The sequence below is a fragment of the Aeromonas sp. R7-1 genome, assembly GCF_040908115.1.
GTDB classification, from domain to species: domain Bacteria; phylum Pseudomonadota; class Gammaproteobacteria; order Enterobacterales; family Aeromonadaceae; genus Aeromonas; species Aeromonas caviae.
The window spans coordinates 24017-44333 of record NZ_JBFODD010000053.1 but is presented as its reverse complement, the minus strand read 5'-3'; the positions used below and the strand labels follow the sequence as shown (position 1 = coordinate 44333).

The window sequence follows — 20317 nt, the reverse complement described above, 5'->3', positions numbered from 1 at the left end:
GTGCGGGCTGGCCTGAGATCCTTGGCCTAGATGATGAACACGGAGGAGCCCGTGGTCTGGCGCGACTCCAGATCCCGGTGGGCCTGCGCCGCGTCCTGCAGCTCGTACTTCTGGTTGACCTCGATCTTGATCCGCCCGCTGGCCACGTGATCGAACAGCTCGCCGGCCAGGGCCTCCTTCTCGGCCGGGTCGGCGATGTAGTCCGCCAGGGCCGGTCGGGTCAGATAGAGGGAACCCTTCATGGCCAGCAACTGGGGGTTGAAGCCGTCGATGGGGCCGGAGGCGGTGCCGACGCAGACCATGAGGCCGCGGCGTTTGAGGGAATCAAGCGAGCCCAGGAAGGTGTTCTTGCCGACGCTGTCAAACACCACGTCAACCCCGGCGCCGCCGGTCAGGGCGCGCACCCGGGTCGCCACATCTTCCCGGCTGTAGTCGATGGTGAAGTCGCAGCCGTGGGCACGGGCCAGCTCGGCCTTGGCGCCGCTCGAGACGGTGCCTATCACCGTCAGCCCCAGCAGCTTGGCCCACTGGGCGACGATGAGGCCGACCCCGCCCGCCGCGGCGTGCAGCAAGATGCTGTCACCGGGCTTGAAGGCGTGGATGCGGCGCATCAGGTAGGCGGAGGTGAGGCCGCGCATGGTCATGGCGGCGGCGGTCTCGCAGGAGATGCTGTCCGGCAGGCGGATGAGCGGCGCGGCCGGGATCAGGCGCTCGGTCGAATAAGCGCCGAGTGTATTGATGAAACCGGTGTAGGTGACGCGATCGCCGACGTCGACATTGGTGACGCCCTCGCCCACCGCCTCCACCACCCCGGCCGCCTCGACGCCGAGGCCATTGGGCATGGGGATGGGGTAGGTGCCGTTGCGAAAATAGGTGTCGGCATAGTTGAGGCCGACCGCGGCGTGGCGCAGGCGCACCTGGCCAGGCCCGGGCTCGCCCACCGCCACTTGTTCGTAGCGCAAGACCTCGGGGCCCCCGGTTTCATAAAAGCGAATGGCGTTGGCCATGGCGGTTCTCCAGATTCATTCGTGGGTGAAAACATCGTCCAGAGTGAATCTAGGGATTAACGTAAACGTCCGCTTTGCATCGGGCGACAGCCACTTTTCATCTCATGACACCCCCCTTCGAATCCGTTGCCCCCCCTCGGGGAAGAGGCCAGAATCGGCCCTGTTCCCCCATGACGGCGAGGTGACAGTGGCCGGGCATGAATCAAATTGGGAAGCTACTTGATTGAATTACATGAAGTTATACAGGAAGCAGCCGCTGGTGCCCGCCCATTGACGGGCCTTGGACTTAAGCATGATTGACGTTAACGTCAACGTAGTGTGAGATGAACCTGTTCACAGCCAGCATCCGCAGCAGACAAGCACCCCATGAAAGGAGTCACGATGTCCAACCTATCCCCCTCGGCCGGCACGCGTTTTCGCACCGCCCTGGCCAATGAGAAGCCCCTGCAGATCGTCGGCACCATCAACGCCTACATGGCGCTGATGGCCGAGCGCAGCGGCTTCAAGGCCCTCTACCTCTCCGGTGCCGGGGTGGCCAACGCCTCCTTCGGCCTGCCGGATCTCGGCATGACCTCCATGAACGACGTGCTGATCGATGCCGAGCGCATCACCGCGGCCACCCAAGTGCCGCTCCTGGTGGATATCGACACCGGCTGGGGCGGTGCCTTCAACATCGCCCGCACCGTTCGCGCCTTCGAGCGCGGCGGGGTGGCCGCCGTCCACATGGAGGATCAGGTGGCCCAGAAGCGTTGCGGCCACAGGCCCAACAAGGCGGTGGTCTCCCTGTCCGAGATGGTGGACAGGATCAAGGCGGCGGTGGATGCCCGCCAGGACGAGAGCTTCGTCATCATGGCCCGCACCGACGCCCTGGCGGTAGAGGGGCTGGGCTCGGCCCTGGAGCGCGCCGCTGCCTATGTGGAGGCGGGCGCCGACATGATCTTCGCCGAGGCGGTCACCGAGCTGGATCAGTACGATCTCTTCAAGCAGGCGGCCGGGGTGCCGATCCTCGCCAACATGACCGAGTTCGGCAAGACCGAGCTGTTTGACAAGGAGGCGCTCGCCTTGCATGGCGTCGACATGGTGCTCTACCCGTTAAGCGCCGCCCGCGCCGCCAACCAGGCCGCCCTCAACGTCTATCAGCAGTTGCGCCGCGACGGCCACCAGCGCGCCGTGGTCGACACCATGCAGACCCGGGAGTCTCTCTACGACTTCCTCGGCTACCACCACTACGAGCAAACCCTGGACAGACTGTTCACCAAGGAATAAGCCCGCGACCAGCCGCCTCATGCTGGCGGCTGGCGCTTCAACGGACTGAATGAGGAAACATGTGATGAGCGCCATTCCCGAAACCACCGGCTTCAAGCCGAAGAAATCCGTCGCCCTCTCCGGCACCGCCGCCGGCAACACCGCCCTGTGCACCGTCGGCCTCTCCGGCAACGACCTGCACTACCGTGGCTACGACATCCTGGACGTGGCCACCAGCTGCGAATTCGAAGAGATAGCCCACCTGCTGGTGCACGGCCATCTGCCCAATGTGGCGGAGCTTGCCGCCTACAAGGCCAAACTCAAGGCCCTGCGCGGCCTGCCCACCGGGGTCAAGACCGCCCTGGAGCAGCTGCCCCCAAGCGCCCACCCCATGGACGTGATGCGCACCGCCGTCTCCGTGCTGGGGTGTCTGTCGCCGGAGAAGGACGATCACAACCACCCGGGCGCCCGGGACATCGCCGACAAGCTGATGGCCTGCTTAGGCTCCGTGTTGCTCTACTGGTACCACTTCAGTCACAACGGTAAACGCATCCATGTGGAGACCGACGACGACTCCATCGGCGGCCACTTCCTCCACCTGCTGCACGGGCACAAGCCACGCGACTCCTGGGTTCGCGCCATGCACACCTCCCTCATCCTCTACGCCGAGCACGAGTTCAACGCCTCCACCTTCACCGGCCGCGTCATCGCCGGCACCGGCTCGGACATGTTCTCCTGCATCACCGGCGCCATCGGCGCCCTGCGCGGGCCCAAGCACGGCGGCGCCAACGAGGTGGCGTTCGAGATCCAGAAGCGCTACGAGAATCCGGACGAGGCGGAGGCCGACATTCGTGCCCGCATCGAGAAGAAGGAGGTGGTCATCGGCTTCGGCCACCCGGTCTACACCGTCTCCGATCCCCGCAACAAGGTGATCAAGGAGGTGGCCCGCGCCCTCAGCCAGGAGCAGCACAACACCAAGATGTTCGACATCGCCGAGCGGCTGGAGTCCACCATGTGGGAGGCCAAGAAGATGTTCCCGAACCTGGACTGGTTCAGCGCCGTCAGCTACCACATGATGGGGGTGCCCACCGCCATGTTCACCCCGCTGTTCGTCATCGCCCGCACCTCCGGCTGGTCGGCCCATGTCATCGAGCAGCGCATCGACGGCAAGATCATCCGCCCGAGCGCCAACTACGTCGGCCCGGAGGATCTCCAGTTCGTGCCGCTCAAGGAGCGCAAGTGATGATCAACACGCAATATCGCAAGCCCCTGCCCGGCACACAGCTCGACTACTTCGACGCCCGGGAGGCGGTGAACGCCATCGTCCCCGGTGCCTGGGACAGGCTCTCCTACACCGCCCGCGTCCACGCCGAGAACCTGGTTCGCAAGTGCGATCCGGCCATTCTCACCGAGTGCCTCGGCCAGATAGTGCACAACAAGCGCGATCGCGACTTTCCCTGGTTCCCGGCGCGGGTGGTGTGCCACGACATCCTGGGCCAGACCGCCCTGGTGGACCTCGCGGGCCTTCGCGACGCCATCGCCGAGCAGGGGGGCGATCCCGCCCAGGTGAACCCGGTCGTGCCGGTGCAGCTCATCGTCGATCATTCCCTCGCCGTGGAGTGCGGCGGCTTCGACCCCGATGCGTTCGAGAAGAACCGCGCCATCGAGGATCGCCGCAACGAGGATCGCTTCCACTTCATCAACTGGACCAAGCAGGCGTTCAAGAACATCGAGGTGATCCCGCCAGGCAACGGCATCATGCACCAGATCAACCTGGAGAAGATGTCCCCGGTCATCCACGCCGATCGCGGCCTCGCCTACCCGGACACCTGCGTCGGCACCGACAGCCACACCCCCCACGTGGACGCCCTCGGCGTCATAGCGGTGGGGGTGGGCGGGCTGGAAGCCGAGAACGTGATGCTGGGGCGCGCCTCCTGGATGCGGCTGCCTTCGATCGTCGGCGTCGAGCTCTCCGGCAAGCCGCAACCCGGCATCACCGCCACGGATCTGGTCCTGTCACTCACCGAATTCCTGCGCCAGCAGAAGGTAGTCGGCGCCTACCTGGAGTTTCGTGGCGAGGGCGCCGCCGCCCTCACCCTCGGCGATCGGGCCACCATCTCCAACATGGCGCCGGAATATGGCGCCACCGCGGCCATGTTCTTCATCGACCAGCAGACCATCGACTACCTCAAGCTCACTGGCCGTGACGACGAGCAGGTCAGGCTGGTGGAAACCTATGCCAGGGAGGCCGGTCTCTGGGCCGACGCCTTGGTGGACGCCCAGTACGAGCGCGTGCTGCACTTCGATCTCGCGACCGTGGTGCGCACCCTGGCGGGCCCCTCCAATCCCCACCGTCGCCTGCCGGTCTCCGCCCTGGCGGAGCGCGGAATCGCCGTGGATCTGGACAAGGCTCGCGCCCAGGAGGCGGACGGCCTCTTGCCCGATGGCGCCGTCATCATCGCCGCCATCACCAGTTGCACCAACACAAGCAACCCGCGCAACGTGATTGCCGCAGGCCTGTTGGCCCGCAACGCCAACCGGCTCGGTCTGGTGCGCAAGCCCTGGGTGAAATCCTCCCTGGCCCCCGGCTCCAAGACAGTCGCCTTGTATCTGAAAGAGGCGGGACTGGACGACGAGCTGGAGCAACTCGGTTTTGGCGTGGTGGCCTTCGCCTGCACCACCTGCAACGGCATGTCCGGCGCGCTGGATCCCGCCATCCAGCAGGAGATCATCGAGCGGGACCTCTACGCCACGGCGGTGCTCTCGGGCAACCGCAACTTCGACGGCCGCATCCACCCCTACGCCAAGCAGGCGTTCCTCGCCTCGCCCCCCCTGGTGGTGGCCTACGCCATCGCCGGCACCATCCGTTTCGACATCGAGAAAGATGTGCTGGGGGTAGTGGACGGTCAGGAGATTCGCCTCAAGGATATCTGGCCGTCTGATGAAGAGATCGACGCCGTGGTCAAGGCGTCGGTCAAGCCGTCCCAGTTCCGCCAGGTCTATATCCCCATGTTCACCCAGGAAGAGGATCAGGGTCCCAAGGTGACGCCCCTGTACGACTGGCGTGCGCAGAGCACCTATATCCGTCGCCCGCCTTACTGGGAGGGGGCACTGGCGGGCGAGCGCACCCTGCGCGGCATGCGGCCCCTGGCGCTGTTGCCGGACAACATCACCACAGACCACCTCTCCCCTTCCAACGCCATCCTGCCCGGCAGCGCGGCGGGGGAATACCTGGCGAAGATGGGCCTGCCGGAGGAGGACTTCAACTCCTACGCCACCCACCGCGGCGATCACCTGACCGCCCAGCGCGCCACCTTCGCCAACCCCCAGCTGGTCAACGAGATGGCGGTGGTGAACGGCGTGGTGCAGAAGGGGTCCCTCGCCCGCGTCGAGCCGGACGGCAAAGTGATGCGGATGTGGGAAGCCATCGAGACCTACATGGCACGCAAGCAGCCCCTCATCATCGTGGCCGGTGCCGACTACGGTCAGGGCTCGTCCCGGGACTGGGCGGCCAAGGGGGTACGCCTTGCCGGGGTGGAGGTGATCGCGGCGGAAGGCTTCGAGCGCATTCACCGCACCAACCTCATCGGCATGGGGGTGCTGCCGCTCGAGTTCAAACCGGGCACCACCCGCCTCACGCTGGGCCTCGATGGCACCGAGACCTATGACGTGGTGGGAGCACGCCAGCCGCGCACCGATCTCACACTGGTGATCCGCCGTCGCAGCGGCGAAGTGATCCAGGTGCCCATGACCTGCCGCCTCGACACCGCCGAGGAGGTCTCGGTCTATGAGGCGGGCGGCGTGCTGCAACGCTTCGCCCAGGATTTCCTGGCGTCGACCGCGCAAAAGGCCGCAAGCTAAATCGCAACCCCGCTCCGCCCCTTTGAAAAAGGGGAAGGCATAAAGCACCCTCTCTCTTTGGGAGAGGGTTGGGGTGAGGGGAAATCCCCCTCATCCGCCCTTCGGGTACCTTCTCCCAGAGGGAGCAGGATCTATGACTCTTCTCAGGACACTCTCTATGGCCCACATACCACAAGTCAGAATTCCGGCCACCTACCTTCGCGGCGGCACCAGCAAGGGGGTCTTCTTTCGCTTATCTGACCTGCCCGAGCGCTGCCAGCAGCCGGGCCCGGCACGGGATGCCTTCTTCCTGCGGGTCATCGGCAGCCCCGACCCCTACGGCGCCCACATGGACGGCATGGGGGGGGCTACCTCCTCCACAGCCAAGTGCGTCATCCTCTCCAAAAGCCAGCAACCCGATCACGATGTGGACTACCTCTACGGCCAGGTCGCCATCGACAAGGCATTCGTGGACTGGAGCGGCAACTGCGGCAACCTCTCCACCGGCGCCGGGGCCTTCGCCATCCACGCCGGCCTGGTGGACCCGTCCCGCATCCCGGAGAGCGGCACCTGTGAGGTGCGCATCTGGCAGGCCAATATCGGCAAGACCATCCTCGCCCACGTGCCGGTGACGAACGGCCAGGTGCAGGAGACAGGCGATTTCGAGCTGGACGGGGTGACCTTCCCCGCCGCCGAGATCGTACTGGAGTTTCTCGACCCGTCCGACGAGGGTGAAGACGGCGGCGCCCTCTTCCCCACCGGCAATCTGGTGGACGATCTGGAGGTGCCCGCATCTGTTGTAAAGAGCGGCGTGCTGAAAGCCACCCTGATCAGCGCCGGTATTCCCACTGTGTTCGTCAACGCCGAGGACATCGGTTATGAGGGAACCGAGCTGCGCGAGGCGATCAACACAGATCCGCAAGCGCTCGCCCGTTTCGAGGCAATCCGGGTTGCCGGTGCCCTGCGCATGGGGCTCATCAAGCGCCCCGAAGAGGCGGCTACTCGCCAGCACACCCCGAAAATTGCCTTCGTCGCACCCGCCAAGGATTACCGCACCGCCAGCGGCAAGGAGATTATTGCCGGCGAGATCGATCTGCTGGTGCGGGCCCTCTCCATGGGCAAGCTGCACCACGCCATGATGGGCACCTGCGCCGTGGCCATCGGCACGGCGGCGGCCATTCCCGGCACCCTCGTCAATCTGGCCGCCGGGGGCGGCGAGCGCGAAGCGGTGCGCTTTGGTCACCCCTCCGGCACTCTGAGAGTCGGAGCCCAGGCAGAGCAGGTAGCGGGACAGTGGACGGTCACCAAGGCGGTGATGTCCCGCTCCGCCCGCATCCTGATGGAAGGCTGGGTGCGGGTCCCTGGAGATGCCTTCTAGCCCGCTGCGGCATCACACCGACCAGGCCAGCCAGACAAAAAGAGCCCCAAGGCGACTGCCTCAGGGCTCTTTTTGGGATGTTTCAGGCTGTGAAAATCACATCATCATTGCGGTCTTGCCACACACTCCACCTTTCTTGGCACATTGTGCTTCGCGTCCCCGCCGATGAGCCGCTTGACCTGCCCGGGTGGGCAGCGACCGTCATCCACATAGGCGGTCTCCCCAAGGGGCAGCCTGCCTGGGGGCGGATCCTGACTCAGATAGGTGACGGGAATGGGCGCAGGCGCAAACCCACTGCACCCCGACATCAGGAGTGCGCCGCACCACAGAGCCAGCATGCCTCCCCTCTTTCCTGCAACCGCCATCGCTCACTCCCTGCCTCTGTCGGGGCACCGACCCAGCGCCCCTCGTTTCGGCAGTCTACCCAGGGATGGCGCCGGACCGACACCCGTCTCCGGCGCCGTTGTGACGATTCCAGACACAGGCAAAAATATCGGCTTTTCACGGCTTCGACCCGTAGTAGTGGGTCAGTAGGGCATCGGCCTCGTCCACGGAGATCGCCATCTGCGGCCAGCGCACGGCCTTCTCCCTGATGTCCCGCAGGCTCCCCAGCTCCGGGCGCAGTGCGCTGCCGAGGTGGCGGTTCAGGGCATCAAAGCGGGCGATCACCCCCTGTCGGCTGAAGTGACCGGGCGCCAGATCCAGCCGATAGCCCTGAAACAGCCACTGGAGTCCCTGATAGACGGCGGGGTGGTAGACGCTGTGGTGATCCTCCTCCTCGAAGTAGCGGCTGGTGACGTTCAGGTTTGCGCCGGGCGCTGCCACCACCTGCCGGGCAAACTGCTGCAGGCGATCCCGGTGAAACTCGGAGCGCCCGAATCCCGGGGTGAAGGGGTTGTTGGCCACCGCCATAAACAGCGAGGAGGCGTGCCTGAGCGGCCCGGTCAACTCCGACGCGATGCGCTCGTAATTGCGGGGGTAATCGAACCAGAGGCTGGCGTCGATGGCGATCACCCCCTGGAACTGGCCGCCATCTTGCGCCTGGGCATCGAGTGCCAGCAGGCCGCCGAGGGAGTGGCCCACCAGCAGGGCCGGCGCCCGGGTCCGAAACCTCTCCTTGATGAGGGGGCGCAGTTCCTCACTCAGATAGCGCAGGAATCGGGGCCCGCCCCCCGTCACGGCATAGCCGGGCCCCGCCGGTGACCCATTGGGCAAGGTCATGGTGTGGCTCGGGGTGTAATCCCGCATCCGGTCGGTGTTGTGGACCGCGACGATGATGAGGGGGGGAATCGCCGGATTGAGCCCGGCCCGCAGGGCCCGGGTGATGCCGACAACCTCCAGCAGACTCTTCTCCCCGTCGAGCAGATAGAGCACGGGGAACCGAGCCCCGGGCTCGCGTTCATATTCCTGGGGCAGAGAGACGCTGTATTGCCGCGTCTCCCCCAGCAGGGCCGAATGGTGGGTGAAGCGCTGGGCGTAGTGGAGCATGTCTGCCTGGGCAGAAGAGAATGTGATCATGGTGAGCAGCAGGATGATGAGTCTTGTCATGGGATGAACCAGAATTGTGTCGCCAACCTTGGGGATCCCCCGTAGGGCGGCGCACAGAGACGGCAGCAGGGCCCGCAGACCCTGCTGTCGTCGGTCGTTACAGCTTGTAGGTGAAGCCTGCCATCAGGTTCGCCGGCTCGCCGTACATGTTGAAGGTGCTGGTGGAGCCGACCCGGTAGAAGTACTCCCGGTCGAGCAGGTTGTAGAGGTTCAGGGTCGCCTGCATCCTGTCGTTGATCTCGTAACGCACCGCCGCATCGAACAGGGCATAGCCCCCCTGATGGGTCTCGACCCCCTTCTGGTTGAAGCCGTAGTCGCTCACCGCCGTCATCCCGGCCCCGAGGTGCAGCCCCTGCACCCAGTCGGCCAGGTGGTAGTCGGTCCAGAGTGAGAGGGCATGACGGGGGATGGTGTCGAATTTCGGGTTGTGATCCCCGGCCTTCTCCTCGATGTCGGTGAAGGTATAGCCGGCCATCACCATCCAGTTCTGGCTGAGATAGCCGCTCGCCTCCAGCTCCACCCCTTGCGTCTCCACCTTGCCGGTGGCCCAGTAGGTGTTGGTGATGGCAATGCCCTGATCGTCGTAGGCCTGGGCCGCGATGTTGTCGTCCTTCATCAGGAAGAGGGTCGCCCGGGTGTTGAGCAGGCCGTCACGCAGCGAGGACTTGATGCCGGTTTCCCACTGGCTGCCCTCCCGGGGCTTGAGCAGGTTGCCGCTCTCGTCCTGGCTGGTCTGGGGCTTGAACACCTTGGAGTAGCTGGCATACCAGGCGTGTTCGTCGCTCAGGTCATAGACGGCCCCCGCGTAGGGGGTGAGCTTGCCGTTGAACGCACTGGACTCGCCGCTCTGGGCTCCGGAACTCAGGGTCGTGCTGACGGCATCCAGATCGTACCAGGAGACGCGGGCCCCGGTGATCACCGAGAGCGGCTCCAACAGACGCCAGGTCACCTTGCCATACAGACCGAGCTCCGACTGCTCCTCATGATCATTCTTGGTGTAGCTGTAGTCCGGCTTGGCGACCCGGGTCGGGTCGAAATCGAACACATTGATCTTGCCGAGGTTGCGGTTGGTGTAGGTCTGGATGTCCGACTCGTAGCGCTTGTAGTCGGAGCCCAGCACAAACTCGCTCTTGTGCCCCAACAGATCGAACATCTGACTGTAGTTGGCATCGAAGGCCATGTTCTTCTGCTGGTTCCCCTGGCCGTTGAACATCAGCCCGGTGTTGCCCGCCGCGTCCACGGGGCCGTTGGTGAAGGTCTGCTCCAGCCGCATGTCGTGATCCATGTAGCGGGCCGAGACCTGACCCACCCCGCCGTTGGCAAAGGCGTGTTGCAGCGAGGCCCCCATATCCGTGGTGTCGGCGTCGAAGAAGTCTTCAGCCGACCCCAGGTAGGTGCTGCGGCCGATGTCGAGCAGGGAGCCGTCCTTGTACGCCGGCAGGCCGTTGGTGGGCAGGATGTCCTTGGTCTGGTGCAGGGCGTAGACGGAGAGCCGGGTGCGATCCGAGAGATCGAACTCCAGGGTGCCGTAGTAGGTACCGTTGTCGTTGTTGTTGTAGTCCACCTGGTTCTTGATGTCGGCGTTGGCCACCACGACGCGGCCGCGCAGGGAACCCTCGTCGTTGAGTGCGCCCCCCATGTCCGCCTCCAGGTAATGCCTGTCCCAGCTGCCATAGCGCGCCGTGACCGAGCCCTTGAAGGCGTCGGTCGGACGCTTGAGCACCATGTTGATCACGCCCCCCAGCTCGCTGGTGCTGTTGAAGAGGCCGGAGGGGCCGCGCATGATCTCCACCCGATCCACCGCCGCCAGCGACGGCAGGGTGCCGTACTTGCTCTGCATGGGCGATGGCAGGCCGTTGAGGTTCACCTCGTCGTATTCATAGCCGCGGGAGAATATGGAGGAGCGACCGCTGTCGTTGACCAGGGTGCGCAGACCCGGCGTGTACTTGGCCAGATCGTCCACCGCCACGAAGTTGCGCTCCTCGATGTAGTCGTTGGTCAACACGGTGATCGACTGGGGGATGTCTTTGAGGGCCGCCGGCGTCTTGGTGCCGACGGTGGCCGAGTCGACCCCATAGCCTCCCGTCTCCTCCGACGGCGACATCCCGTAGAGTGGATTGCCATAGACGACCAGGGTTTCATCCGGGCTGATGTCCGGTGTTTGTGCCCCTGCCGGGGCGGCAACGGTGACGGCCAGAGCGGCAGAGATGGCCAGAGCCAGCGGGCTTCGCGCTTTATCCTTCAAGACAACCATAGTAAGAGTGACCCCAAGATAGAGATGATAATCATTTTCATTTAATTTTCCGGGGGCTAATATATCACTCCATCTTCCGCCGCAGTTTTGCGGTGTGGTCATTTCACTCTTCGACATGGTCAAATTGCACATGACTGACACAGTGGCAAGGGATACCAGCGCACGCCAGCGGGGGCGCTTCACCGGCAGGGTGGAGAACCTGGTGATCCAGGAGGGTCTTCGCTTTCACAACAAGGACATCGTTCACAAGGCTGACTTCGCCACCGAGCGGGAGTTGCCGCCGCAGTTGATCATCGCCATTCCCCTCGAGAGCCGGGCCCTGATGACCTATGGCGCCACTCACAGGCTCAAGGGGTGCCGCTTTCACGAGTCCGACCCCATAGTGGCAACCGCCATCCTCTATACCGAGCCCGACATCGTGCAGGGGGCGGCCAAAGCCCAGGTGCGCAGCCGCAGCATCGTCCTCTCCCTGGACCACACCTGGCTCGCCCACAATCTGGCACAGGCGCATCGCAAGGCTTTCGCACAGACCTTCAGCCGCCATCTGAGCCGCGTCGACTGGACCCTGCCCGCGGCGCTTGGGCAGATTGCGGAAGCGCTCAATCTCACCAGCAGCCAGAACGCCTCCGAGATGCTGATGCGCAAGGCCTTTGCCCTCAGTGTCTGGGAGAGCCTGATGACCCACCTCCAGCAGGCCGCCTCCCCCTGCTGCCAACGCCAGAACGAGCAACCGACACGCCTCAAGATGCTGCTCAGGGATGAAAAAGTGGACGAGATGACCCTGACCGAGATCGCGGCCACCCTCGGCATGAGCGTCTCCACCTTGCAGCGAGCCGCAAAAAAAGAGCTGGGCATGAGCCTGCAGCGCTACCTTCGCCAGCGAAAGCTGCAGGAAGCGCGGGCCAGGCTGGAGGCGCGCAGCCTCTCTCTGCAAGGGGCCGCCGCCCACGCCGGCTATGACCATGTGGCCAATTTCATCACGGCGTTTAGAAAGCAGTTCGGCTTCTCGCCGACGCGGATCGCCAGACAGGGTAAAGAGCAGGAGCTGGCGCCCTCTGCAACGCCTTGAGCCTCCTTGTTCATGCGCAATACATCTTTGCTCTGGGATAGTAGGCACCACGCAGGTGGGGTGGAGCTTGAAATCAGCGCTCGTCATCCACACATTCAGTGCATACAATGCGTTAACGAAGCACACTTGGTCGCTTCACCCCGGAAATCAAGAGGACATCAAGATGGATACCCGTTCTATCTACACTGGCACCCAGGGTGCCGTGCGCGACACCAACAAGGTGCTGCGCAACACCTACATGCTGCTCTCCCTCACTCTTGGCTTCTCAGCCGTGGTAGCCGGGGTAGCAACCGTCATGAACATGCCGCCCCTGCACTGGGCCGTGTTCCTCATCGGTGTCTACGGCCTGATGTTCCTGACCGAGAAGAACCGTGACAACGGCATGGGGCTGGTGTTCACCTTCGCCCTGACCGGCCTGCTGGGCTATAGCCTCGGCCCCATCATCAACATGTACATGAACAACGGCGGCGGCGAGATCGTGATGACGGCGCTGGGCGGTACTGCGCTCACCTTCTTCGGCCTGTCTGCCTATGCCCTGACCACCAAGCGGGACCTCTCCTTTCTCGGCGGCATGCTGTTCGTCGGGTTCTGGGTACTGCTGGTTGCCATGGTCGCCAACATCTTCCTGCAGATGAGCGCCCTGAGCCTGGCCCTGTCCGCCATGTTCATGCTCTTCTCCTCCGGCGCCATCCTGCTGACCACCCAACAGATCGTGCGCGGCGGCGAGACCAACTACATCTCTGCCACCGTCACCCTGTATGTCTCCATCTACAACATCTTCCTGAGCCTGCTGAGCCTGCTTGGCGGCAACCGCAACTGATGGATGCTTGATATGCACAAGACCCCGCTTCGGCGGGGTTTTTATTGGCGCCCATTTCTGTCAGGATAAGTTGCAAATCAAGGATATGAAGCGAAGTGGCCCTGATCCAAATCAGGGCCGTTTCGTTGCCGACGGGTTATGCTGTCGCTTTCGTTTCGCTCAAGGGTTGCCTTCATCCCATGCCCATGGACTTCTCAGGTTTATTGCGCCGTCTGCTGACCGACAGCCACATCGATTTCACTTCGTTCAAGGGTGGTGCCTAGCATGCCGATGGATTTCTCCGGCCTGCTGCGCCGGCTGCTGACAGACAGCCACATCTATTTCGCTCTCAAGGTCCTGCTCGCCATCGCGGGGCTGCTCGCCTTCGCGCTGGCAACCGGTGACATCCAGCTCACCGTGCTGCTCTCCCTCGGGGTGGTGGCCGGCGCCATCGCCGAGACCGACGACAGCCTCTGGGGCCGGGTCAAGAACCTCGCCATGACCCTGCTCTGCTTCCTGTTTGCCTCATTGTGCGTACAGTATCTCTTCCCCACCCCCTGGCTGTTTGCCATCGGGCTCGCGGGCTCCACCTTCCTCTTCGTGATGGTGGGTGCCCTCGGCCAACGCTACGCCACCATCAGCTTTGGCTCCCTGCTGATTGCCATCTACACCATGCTGGGGGCCGCCAAGGCGCCGGATCTCTTCTATCAGCCGCTGGCCCTGTGCGCCGGGGCCCTCTGGTACGGCCTGGTGTCCCTGGTCTGGCTCTGGCTGCTGCCCTACAAGACCCTGCACGAGCAACTGGCCCAGAGCTACTTCGCCCTCGCCCGCTATTTGCAGGAGAAATCCCGCTTCTTCCCGGCCGACGAACACGGCGCCCAGGCCATCCGCCACAATCTGGCCCAGCTCAACATCAACCTGGTCAATGCCCTGAACCAGGCCAAGACGGCGCTCAATGCCCGTCTTCATGCCCCCGGCCGCCACGGGGTGGCCCCCGAGCTCGCGGGCCTGCTGCGCCTTTACCTGCTTGCCCTAGAGATCCAGGAGCGGGCCACCTCCAGCCACTACCCTTACAGCAAGCTGGAAGCAGAGCTCAAGCAGGGCATCGTCCTCGACGGCTTCCAGGAGGTGCTGTCACAGCTTGCCGACGCCTGTCAGCAGCTTGGCTACGCCATCCTGGTGCACAAGCCCTACACCCACCACAAACGCATTCACTGGACCCTGGAGGCCCTCGGCGATCAGCTGGAGTTCACCCACCTCAAGCAGCACTACCCCAAGACCCTGCTGACACCGATGAAGTTCCTGCGTCGCAACCTGGCCAGCATCAACCAGTTGCTGCAAAGCGCCGAAGAGCTGCAAAACCCCGCAGCCCCCCCCACCAGCCTGCCTCCCCTGGCACGGCCGGTCGCCCTGCCCTTGCTGGCATTGCTCAGGCAGCACCTGACCCCCAACTCCATGGTGTTTCGCCATGCCCTGCGGCTCTCCCTCGGGCTGGTAGTGGGCTATGGCATTCTGCAGGCGTTTCACCTGGACAAGGGGTACTGGATCCTGCTCACCGTATTGTTCGTCTGCCAGCCGAGCTACAGCGCCACCCGCCGTCGTCTGGTTCAGCGGATGCTCGGCACCTTTGCCGGTATCCTCATCGGCGTGCCCGTGCTCTGGTTCTTCCCCGAGCTGCACCTGCAACTGGGGATCATGGGGCTTGCCGCCTTCCTGTTTTTCACTCAGGTGCGCAGCAACTACAGCGCCGCCGTCTGCTTCATCACCCTCTACGTGCTGATGGCGTTCAACCTGCTGGATGGTATCGGCTTCGCCATCCTCGGACCCCGCCTGCTCGATACCCTGCTCGGCTGCCTGCTCTCCTACGCCCTGGTGGCCTGGCTCTGGCCCGACTGGCAATACAAGCGGTTGCCGACCCTTATCGCCAACTCCCTGTCCGCCAATGCGAAGTACCTCTCGGCGGTACTCGCCAGCCTGCATCGCCAACGGGATGAATCCCTGGACTACCGGGTGGCCCGCAAGTGTGCCCACCTCGCCGACAGCGAGCTGGCCATGGCCTGGCAGAGCATGCTGGTGGAGCCGAGCAAGCGCCGCCGCTTCCTGGATCTCTGCTTCACTCTCACCTGGCGCAACCATGCCCTGCTCTCCTATATCTCGGCACTCGGGGCCCATCGCGACAAACTCGAGCCCATCGAGGGGCTGGAGGAGATAAGCCGCCACATCAGCCAGACCCTGGAGCAGGCCGCCGGTCACTTGGCGGGGCAGATGCCGACGCCGCTCGCGGGAGCCTGTCCAACCATCGCTCCGGAGAGCAGCGAGGAGCAGCTGATGCTGAGCCAGCAGCTCTCCCTCATCAGCCAGTTGGCAGACGAACTGCTGATGCTCGCCAACGATGGCCAGTTGCTGACAGGTCAGGGCCGGACCTAGCCAGCCATAGCCGCCGGGCCAGTCCCGCCCGAGGCAGGCGCCAAGCGTCGCTCCGGTTGCCGGACGGGACGCAAGGCGCTACCATGCCCGCCCCATTGAGATAGCCTTTTCGAGGAAGCGTCATGTCCGAGCCACACCATTTGCAGTTCAACGGCCAACTCATCGAGACCGATGCCCAGGGCTATCTGCGCCACAGCGAGCAATGGAGCGAGGCGCTGGCCTTGGTGCTGGCCGAGAAAGAGGGGATAGTGCTGGAGGATCCCCACTGGGAAGTGGTGCGTTTCGTACGGGCCTTCTATCTGGAGTTCAACACCTCCCCCGCCATCCGCGCCCTGGTCAAGGCGATGGAAAAGCAGTACGGCCCGGAGAAGGGCAACAGCCGCTACCTCTACAAGTTATTCCCGGAAGGCCCCGCCAAGCAGGCCACCAAGATCGCAGGCCTCCCCAAGCCGGTGAAGTGCATCTAGTCCTCCTCGGCAGCCCGATAGCCACACTGCCTCTCCCGTGTTGGACACAAAAAAAGACCGCGCCCATGTTGCCATGAGGCGCGGTCTTTTCATTTCATCGTCCTGTCAGGGGTTGTATGCCACCACGGAGCCGCTCAAGCCCGTCATCTGGCTGATCCGGCTCTGCATGCCCTGCAACTTGGCCTTGGAGACATCCGGCCCGATGAAGACCCGGTTGATCTGCCCCTGCACCGGGGTTCTCGGCGACGTCTGGGCCGAGTAGCCCGCCGCCCTCAGCTTGCTCACCAGGGCATTGACGCTGTCTGCATTCTTGAAGGCGCCAAGCTGCAGGATCCAGCTCCCCTGAGCCGGGGCTGCTGCCGCCGGTGCCGTAGTCGGCTGGGCCATCTTGCTCGCGATGAGATCATCCATGGTCTTGATCTGGCCCGCCTGTGGCTTGGCCTCCACCGGTTTTTGCACCTCTACCGGCTTGGTTGGCACCGGCTTGGGTTTGGGCTGCTCCACCGGTTTCTTGGCGATCACTTCCGGCTTGGGCTCGGGTTTGGGCTGGGGCTTGGGTTGCGCCACGGCCTGTACCGGCTGCTGCTGGGTGATGGGAGCCTGACTTGCTCCCGCTGGATTGGCTCCCCCCTGATTGGCCAGGGTCACGGTATCGCCAATCTCCTCTACCTGCCACTGGGTCGCGGCAGAGGCCTGCTGCTGACTCGCCAGATGCTCGGCCGGCAGGGTGCTCGCCGCCGAGACCTGAAGCGCAGGCTTGGCGGGCTCCAGCTCCGGACGCAGGGGGATCTTGGCGAAGGCCTCGTCCTTCTGCTCCAGCTTGTTGCCGTCCATCAGGTCCGGCAGAAAGATGACCACCAGGGCGACCAGGATGACGGTCCCCACCAATCTGTTTTGAAACTTCGAAGCCAAGTTAATTTCCACCCATGTTACTTAGGATCCATTGCAATCTTGCACACTTCGCAAAGAACGCCTCCCCTCACGCCGGCTGGCGAAGCCGGGTCCCTCGCCACCCACTTGGCCTGAAAGGGGATTATCCAGTGCAAAACCCGGCCCGTCGTCACGTTGACGGAGCCAGGGGAGCGAACGGCTCAGACCGAGCCCAGAGCCAGTACGTCGGCGACAGTGTAAAACGAGCCGAACACAATGACCATATCGTCAGGACTCGATGCGGCCAAGGCGGCGCCGTAGGCATCCCCCACGCAGGCAAAGGTGAGCGCCGCGCCCCGGCCGCTGCCAAGGGCCGTCGCCAACTGGTCGGCCGTGGCCGCGCGCGGGCCGTGGAGGCTTGCCAGGAACCACTCGTCAATCAGACCGTCAAGCTCGGCCAGCGACCCCGCCATGTCCTTGTCCTTGAGCATGCCAACCACGGCGCGGCGCTTGCCCTTGCCGGGGCGCTGACGCAGCTGGCTGGCGAGATAGGCCGCAGAGTGGGGATTGTGGGCCACGTCGACGATGACCAGCGGCGAGGTTTGCAACTGCTGCATCCGGCCAGCCAGGCGGGCATTGGCCAGGCCGTCGCGGATGGCGGACTCCGCCAATGGCAGACCGAGGGACTCCAGGGCCGCCAGCACGGTGACCGCATTCATCAGCGGCAGGGCCGGTTTGGGCAATCCCGACCAGTGGTGCAGGCCGTGATAATCCCAGTCGCCTTCATGCTCGTCACCACGAAAATCGATGCCGACCTGACGCAGGCAGGCGCCAAGGCGCGCCGCTTCGCTTGCGATGGTCGACGGCGGATTGGGCTCCCCGCTGATGGCGGGTTTATCTTTGCGATAGACGCCGGCTTTCTCCACCGCCACCGCCTCCCGGGTATCCCCGAGCCAGTCGCAGTGATCCAGGGCAATGGAGGTGATCAGGGCGACGTCCGATTCCACCACATTGGTGGCATCGAGCCGCCCCCCCAGCCCCACTTCCAGCAAGAGCACATCGGGCGCGGCGCGGCGAAACAGCCACAGACCTGCCAGGGTGGCGAACTCGAAGAAGGTGAGGGCGATGTCGCCCCGGGCGGCTTCCACCTCGGCAAAGGCCGCGCAGTGATCGCCATCGGCCAGCTCCTGGCCATTGACGCGCACCCGCTCGGTAAAGCGCAGCAGATGGGGGGAGGAGTAGACACCGACCCGGTAGCCGGCGGCCATCAGGATGCTGGCCGCCATGGCGCAGGAGGAGCCCTTGCCGTTGGTGCCCGCCACCGTGATCACCTTGAACGGCAGTTCGGTGAGGCCCATGCGGCGGGCAACAGTGCCGACCCGCTCCAGCCCCATGTCGATGTTGGCCGGGTGGATCTGCTCCAAATAAGAAAGCCAGTCGACCAGCGACCGGCTTTGGGATTGTTGCATGTGTGAACTCATCTTCAGTCTTCGATGACCTGAGTGTTCATCAGCTTGGCCAGCAGACCGGCCAGACGGTTGCGCATTTCGCGCCTGTCGATGATGAGATCGATGGCGCCCTTCTCCAGCAGGAACTCGGAGCGCTGGAAGCCTTCCGGCAGTTTCTCGCGCACGGTCTGCTCGATGACGCGGGGGCCGGCAAAGCCGATCAGCGCCTTGGGTTCGCCTACGTTGATGTCACCCAGCATGGCCAGACTCGCGGAGACGCCACCCATGGTGGGGTCGGTCAGCACGGAGATGAAGGGCAGGCCCGCCTTGGTGAGGCGATCTAGGGCCGCACTGGTCTTCGCCATCTGCATCAGGGAGAACAGGGCTTCCTGCATCCGCGCACCACCGGAGGTGGAGAAGCAGACCAGGCCGCGGCCCTCCTTGATGCTCTCCTCGACGGCGCGCACGAAGCGGGCACCGACCACGGAGGACATGGAGCCCCCGATGAAGGAGAACTCGAATGAACAGGCGACGACCGGTACCCCCTTGAGGGTGCCCTTCATCACCACCAGCGCATCCTTCTCGCCCGTCTCTTTCTGGGCGGCAGACAAACGATCCTTGTAGCGCTTGGAATCCTTGAATTTCAGGATGTCTTGCGGCTCCAGCTCGGCCGCGACTTCGCTGCGTCCCTCTGCGTCGAGGAAGCTCTCGAGACGGGCACGTGCGCTGATGCGCATATGATGGTCACACTTGGGGCACACTTCGAGATTGCGCTCCAGCTCTGCCCGGTAGAGCACCTGTTCGCAAGCAGTACACTTGGTCCACACCCCTTCCGGAATGTTGTGACGACGCGGTGTGGTGATCTTGCTCTTGGGAAGGATCTTCTCAAGCCAGCTCATGGAATTCCTTAATGCATTTGTGCCTGACAAAACACATCGAGCCTTGATTGTTCAATGACTTAACGGCTCGATGGCAATAAACGACGGATCATTAAACCACAAATTTTCGGGCCCAGTTACTAAAAACTGGTCGTACCCGGTGCCGAGTCCGGCAGCCACAGCGGGCCGAGGGGCGGCCGGGGCAACCCGAATTCGGCCGGGTAATCCACATCCACCAGATAGAGGCCGCCCGCCTTGGCGGTCGGGCCCGCCAGGTTGCGATCCTTCGCCGCCAGCACCTCGGCAATCCACTCCACCGGTTGAAGCCCCTGCCCCACCAGCAGCAGGGAGCCGGTGATGTTGCGCACCATGTGATGCAGGAAGGCGTTGGCCTTGATGTCGAGCACGATGTAGGGGCCGGAACGGCTGACACACAGGTGGGTCACATTGCGCCAGGGAGTGTTGGACTGGCAGGCGACGGCCCGGAAGGTGCTGAAGTCATGCTCCCCCAGCAGGCTCTGGCCGGCCTTATGCATCAGATCCGCATCAATGGTTTCGTGGTAGTGACTGACGCCACTGCCGAGGATGGCCGGCCGGTAGTTGTGGTTGTAGATGACGTAGCGGTAGCGACGGGCGGTGGCGCTGAAGCGGGCATGGAAATGCTCGTCCACCTCCCTGACCCAGCGCACGGCGATGTCAGGGGGCAGGTTGGAGTTGAGCCCCAGGGTCCAGGCGCCTTCCGCGCGGTTCGACTCGGTATCGAAGTGGATCACCTGGCCGGTGGCATGCACCCCCGCATCGGTGCGACCGGCACACTGGATGGAGACGGGGTGGTTGGCGATGCGGCTGAGGGCTTTTTCCAGCTCCTCCTGGACGCTGATCACTTCGCGCTGGCGCTGCCAGCCGAAGTACCGGCTGCCGTCATATTCAATACCAAGGGCAATTCGCATGGGTAACGGTGTCTTCTGATGAAAGGATGCAGTGAAAGAAACGGGGCGGATTATACGCGCTCGGGCTCAAAAGTCCCAGACCGGGCGAGGCCACGGTGCGGGGCCCCCAAAGAGAGAGGGCAGCCCGCGGGCTGCCC

At 64.0% G+C, this 20317-nt stretch carries 16 protein-coding genes; 8 read left to right on the top strand and 8 right to left on the bottom strand.

The features are described 5' to 3' along the window. Positions 1-26: 26 nt before the first annotated feature. Entirely contained in the window at positions 27-1007 is a 981-nt protein-coding gene (locus AB5Y51_RS15120) for a quinone oxidoreductase (protein ID WP_042016948.1), read from the bottom strand. 381 nt (positions 1008-1388) lie between these two features. On the opposite strand from AB5Y51_RS15120, the gene prpB reads away from it, so the two are divergent. The 4 genes from prpB (at position 1389) to prpF (ending at position 7470) form a co-directional block, all read left to right on the top strand. Then, complete coding sequence (prpB, locus tag AB5Y51_RS15115; RefSeq protein WP_368178688.1) at positions 1389-2273, top strand: methylisocitrate lyase; 885 nt, start codon at positions 1389-1391, stop codon at positions 2271-2273. 64 nt (positions 2274-2337) lie between these two features. Further along, a complete protein-coding gene (gene prpC / locus AB5Y51_RS15110; RefSeq protein ID WP_368178687.1) occupies positions 2338-3495 on the top strand; it encodes a 2-methylcitrate synthase in 1158 nt (385 codons plus the stop codon). Continuing rightward, positions 3495-6113: a Fe/S-dependent 2-methylisocitrate dehydratase AcnD gene (gene acnD / locus AB5Y51_RS15105; protein WP_368178686.1), complete on the top strand. Its 2619-nt coding sequence runs from the start codon at positions 3495-3497 to the stop codon at positions 6111-6113. The genes prpC and acnD overlap by 1 nt, the downstream gene beginning before the upstream one ends. Positions 6114-6270: 157 nt before the next feature. Continuing rightward, positions 6271-7470 carry a 2-methylaconitate cis-trans isomerase PrpF gene (prpF, locus tag AB5Y51_RS15100; protein WP_368178685.1) on the top strand — a complete coding sequence of 400 codons (1200 nt, stop codon included), beginning with the start codon at positions 6271-6273 and terminating at the stop codon, positions 7468-7470. Positions 7471-7574: 104 nt separating this feature from the next. On the opposite strand, the gene AB5Y51_RS15095 is transcribed toward prpF, so the two are convergent. The 3 genes from AB5Y51_RS15095 to AB5Y51_RS15085 form a co-directional block, all read right to left on the bottom strand. Further along, positions 7575-7778, bottom strand: a complete 204-nt coding sequence (locus AB5Y51_RS15095) for a DUF6719 family protein (RefSeq protein WP_353933824.1) — start codon at positions 7776-7778, stop codon at positions 7575-7577. Between the two features lie 193 nt (positions 7779-7971). Continuing rightward, positions 7972-9018 (bottom strand): alpha/beta hydrolase, encoded by a 1047-nt coding sequence (locus AB5Y51_RS15090; RefSeq protein WP_368178684.1) that lies wholly within the window; start codon positions 9016-9018, stop codon positions 7972-7974. Positions 9019-9115: 97 nt separating this feature from the next. Beyond that, positions 9116-11272, bottom strand: a complete 2157-nt coding sequence (locus AB5Y51_RS15085) for a TonB-dependent siderophore receptor (protein ID WP_368178683.1) — start codon at positions 11270-11272, stop codon at positions 9116-9118. A gap of 130 nt (positions 11273-11402) precedes the next feature. On the opposite strand from AB5Y51_RS15085, the gene AB5Y51_RS15080 reads away from it, so the two are divergent. The 4 genes from AB5Y51_RS15080 to AB5Y51_RS15065 all read left to right on the top strand — a co-directional run bounded on the left by AB5Y51_RS15080 (position 11403) and on the right by AB5Y51_RS15065 (position 16034). Then, the gene (locus tag AB5Y51_RS15080; protein WP_041215878.1) at positions 11403-12341 is read left to right on the top strand and encodes an AraC family transcriptional regulator; all 939 of its coding nucleotides are present in this window, start codon (positions 11403-11405) and stop codon (positions 12339-12341) included. A 163-nt stretch (positions 12342-12504) separates the two neighbouring features. Beyond that, positions 12505-13161, top strand: a complete 657-nt coding sequence (locus AB5Y51_RS15075) for a Bax inhibitor-1/YccA family protein (protein WP_010675134.1) — start codon at positions 12505-12507, stop codon at positions 13159-13161. 264 nt (positions 13162-13425) lie between these two features. Further along, entirely contained in the window at positions 13426-15567 is a 2142-nt protein-coding gene (gene yccS, locus AB5Y51_RS15070; RefSeq protein ID WP_323891010.1) for a YccS family putative transporter, read from the top strand. A 122-nt stretch (positions 15568-15689) separates the two neighbouring features. Then, positions 15690-16034, top strand: a complete 345-nt coding sequence (locus tag AB5Y51_RS15065) for a TusE/DsrC/DsvC family sulfur relay protein (protein ID WP_039038798.1) — start codon at positions 15690-15692, stop codon at positions 16032-16034. Between the two features lie 105 nt (positions 16035-16139). On the opposite strand, the gene dedD is transcribed toward AB5Y51_RS15065, so the two are convergent. From dedD to truA, 4 genes are all read right to left on the bottom strand, one after another. Continuing rightward, positions 16140-16946: a cell division protein DedD gene (dedD, locus tag AB5Y51_RS15060; RefSeq protein ID WP_069785214.1), complete on the bottom strand. Its 807-nt coding sequence runs from the start codon at positions 16944-16946 to the stop codon at positions 16140-16142. 179 nt (positions 16947-17125) lie between these two features. Next, complete coding sequence (gene folC, locus AB5Y51_RS15055) at positions 17126-18385, bottom strand: bifunctional tetrahydrofolate synthase/dihydrofolate synthase (RefSeq protein WP_368178682.1); 1260 nt, start codon at positions 18383-18385, stop codon at positions 17126-17128. A 2-nt stretch (positions 18386-18387) separates the two neighbouring features. Then, entirely contained in the window at positions 18388-19251 is an 864-nt protein-coding gene (accD, locus tag AB5Y51_RS15050) for an acetyl-CoA carboxylase, carboxyltransferase subunit beta (RefSeq protein ID WP_010675139.1), read from the bottom strand. 119 nt (positions 19252-19370) lie between these two features. Next, positions 19371-20180 carry a tRNA pseudouridine(38-40) synthase TruA gene (truA, locus tag AB5Y51_RS15045; RefSeq protein WP_104453075.1) on the bottom strand — a complete coding sequence of 270 codons (810 nt, stop codon included), beginning with the start codon at positions 20178-20180 and terminating at the stop codon, positions 19371-19373. Positions 20181-20317 lie beyond the last annotated feature (137 nt).